General features: G+C 66.5%; 3 protein-coding genes. All 3 read left to right on the plus strand.

What is annotated here, in order from left to right; translation table 11 throughout:
* Positions 1 to 890: sugar ABC transporter ATP-binding protein (locus tag EOA33_RS32955; protein ID WP_145989432.1), on the plus strand; the 890-nt coding region annotated here is incomplete at its 5' end.
* 131 nt (positions 891 to 1,021) lie between these two features.
* Positions 1,022 to 1,789 (plus strand): SDR family oxidoreductase, encoded by a 768-nt coding sequence (locus tag EOA33_RS32960; RefSeq protein WP_127407520.1) that lies wholly within the window; start codon positions 1,022 to 1,024, stop codon positions 1,787 to 1,789.
* Positions 1,790 to 1,797: 8 nt separating this feature from the next.
* Positions 1,798 to 2,229, plus strand: a 432-nt coding sequence (locus EOA33_RS32965; RefSeq protein ID WP_127407521.1) for an SDR family NAD(P)-dependent oxidoreductase, incomplete at its 3' end; no start/stop codon positions are given.

Genomic DNA, 2,229 nt, shown 5'->3' on the forward strand with positions numbered 1-2,229 from the left:
GCCATCGCCTCGACGAGATCGCGCAGATCGCCGATCGCGTGGTGGTGATGCGCGACGGCCGCATCGTCGCCCGGCACGAGCGCGCCGACATCCCGGTGCGCACCGTGGTCGAGCAGATGGTCGGGCGCAGCGTCGAGCGCATGTTCCCCAAGCTGTCGCCGCCGCGCGATGAGACGCTGCTCGAAGTCGAGAATCTGTCGTCGCCGGACAAGAGCTTCAACACCGTCAGCTTTTCGGTGAAATCAGGCGAGATCCTTGGCATTGCCGGGCTGATCGGCGCCGGGCGCACGGAGCTGGTGCGGGCGATCGCCGGCGCCGACCCAATCTCTTCCGGTGCGGTGCGGGTGGCCGGCATGCCTCTGCATCTCAGCGGCCCGGCCGCAGCGATCAAGGCCGGGGTCGTGCTGGTGCCGGAAGATCGCAAGGCGCAAGGCGTGGTGCTGGAGCAGACGATCGGCGAGAACCTGGCATTCGGCAATTTCGACCATGTCGCGCCGAAGGGCTGGGTGTTTCCCAAGGCAGTGCAGAAATTCGCCGAGGCCGGCATCTCCCGGCTCGGCGTCAAGGGCAAGCCCAACCAGGCGGTCTCAAAACTTTCCGGAGGCAACCAGCAGAAGGTGATCATCGCCAAATGGGTGTCACGGCCCCCCAAGGTGTTCATTCTCGACGAGCCGACGCGCGGCATCGACGTTGGAGCCCGCGCCGCGATCTACGACGTCATCGCCGACCTCGCCCGCTCCGGCATGGCGGTGGTGGTGGTGAGCTCGGATCTCGAGGAGGTGCTGGGGCTCTCGCACCGCGTGCTGGTCCTGAGCCGCGGCCGCCAGCGCGGCATCCTCGAGCGCAGCGAAGCCAGCAATGTCGCGGTGATGGAGCTTGCGACAAGCTGATATCGACGTGAGGAACCCGGGGAATCGAAACTTGGCGCAGCAGGTGATAGCCTCCCAGGCACCGGATCGCGCGGGGCGCCAACAAAGTGTTGGCGCCCTTTGATTTCGCGAGAGCCGGCAGGAGGGAACCAATGACCAAACTATTCGATCTCAGTGGCGACGTTGCGCTGGTGACGGGCGCCGGCAGCGGCATCGGCCAGGCGATCGCCATCGGCCTCGCGGAAGCCGGCGCCGATATCGCCTGCTTCGGCCACAGCTCGAAGGGCGGGCTGGAAGAGACCGCGCAAAAGATATCGGAGCTCGGCCGCAAGGCGCTGGTGCTGACCGGCTCGGTGACCTCCGAGAGCGACCTGTCGGCGGCGATCGAGCGCCTGGAGAAAGAACTCGGCGCGCTGACCATTGCCGTCAACAATGCCGGCATCGCCGGCGCCGAGCCCGCCGAGACGCTGTCGCTGGAGAAATGGCAGAAGCTCTACGACGTCAATGTCAGCGGCGTGTTCCTGTCGTGCCAGGCCGAGGCGCGCGTCATGCTGCCGCGCCGCAGGGGGTCGATCATCAACATCGCCTCGATGTCGGGCTCGATCGTCAATCGCGGGCTGACGCAGGCGCACTACAATTCCTCGAAGGCGGCCGTGATCCACATGTCGAAAAGCCTCGCCATGGAGTGGGCCGACCGCGGCCTGCGCGTCAACGTCGTCAGCCCCGGCTACACGCTGACGCCGATGAACAAGCGGCCGGAGGTGGCCGAGCAGATAAAAATCTTCAAGCGCGACACGCCGATGGGCCGCATGGCGACGCCGGAAGAGATGGTCGGGCCGACCGTGTTCCTGGCGGCCAGCGCCTCGAGTTTCGTCACCGGCATCGACCTCATCGTCGATGGCGGCTTCGTCTGCTGGTAGGAGAGAAGATGCAGAAGCGCTTTGAAGGAAAGACGGCGGTCGTCACGGGCGCCAGCGGCGGCATCGGCGCTGCCATGGCAAGACGCTTCGCGGCGGAGGGCGCCGCGGTCGTGGTCAGCGCCATCGATCCGCGTGTCGACGAGGTCGCGGCAGGCCTCAAGGCGGCGGGCGCGAAGGTCGCGTCAATGCGCATGGATGTAACCAGGAAGGGCGAGGTCGCGGCGCTCTACGACCTCGCCGAAAAGGAATTCGGCCGCGTCGACATCTCGGTGCAGAACGCCGGCGTCATCACCATCGCCAGGATCGAAGCGATGACCGAGGCCGAGTGGGACAAGGTGCTGGCGGTGAACACCAAGGGCGTGTTCCTGTGCTGCCAGGAAGCGATCGGGCGCATGCGCAAGCATGGCGAGGGCGGCCGGCTGATCAGCACCGCTTCGGGC

Source organism: Mesorhizobium sp. M4A.F.Ca.ET.050.02.1.1, assembly GCF_003997725.1.
Taxonomy (GTDB): domain Bacteria; phylum Pseudomonadota; class Alphaproteobacteria; order Rhizobiales; family Rhizobiaceae; genus Mesorhizobium.